1 protein-coding gene is annotated in these 445 nt (G+C 46.1%); it reads right to left on the bottom strand.

Annotated features, from left to right (window positions below):
* Positions 1-445 (bottom strand): hypothetical protein (locus HMPREF3201_RS11900; protein ID WP_197408267.1); only part of this gene is annotated, 445 nt, incomplete at both ends.

Raw genomic sequence — 445 nt, 5'->3', positions numbered from 1 at the left:
CGTATCTTCCGTACCGGCAGCGACATTAGTAATCTTGTTACCACCATTGTCAAGACCTGTATCGGTCAAGGTAACGGCCGAAACAATCGGATTTTCTACGGCACTTACGGTAGTTCCGTCAGCTTTGGTGTAGACATTATTGGTCGAATCATAGGTAGCATCGGACAAGTCAGAGTACCACTTACCATCTTCACCCTGTACCAAGGTATTGCCGTCAGCGTCTTTTGCTCCCGTAGGTGCAAAGGTAATACTACCATCGCCCATGGAAATGTCTTTTGCCAGCTTAACCTTAAGAGCATCGTTTTCTTTGACGACGCCAATGTTATTGGCAGCCGTAAATTCAGTAGCACCGCCAAGAACATTAAGGGTAGCACCATTGATCTTCGTAATCGTGCCACTTTCAGACGTATCGTCGCCGGTGAACTTCAGATTTACTTTACTGTTT

It is taken from the genome of Megasphaera sp. MJR8396C, from assembly GCF_001546855.1.
Lineage (GTDB): Bacteria > Bacillota > Negativicutes > Veillonellales > Megasphaeraceae > Megasphaera.
This window is presented reverse-complemented; position numbering and strand designations above follow the sequence as displayed.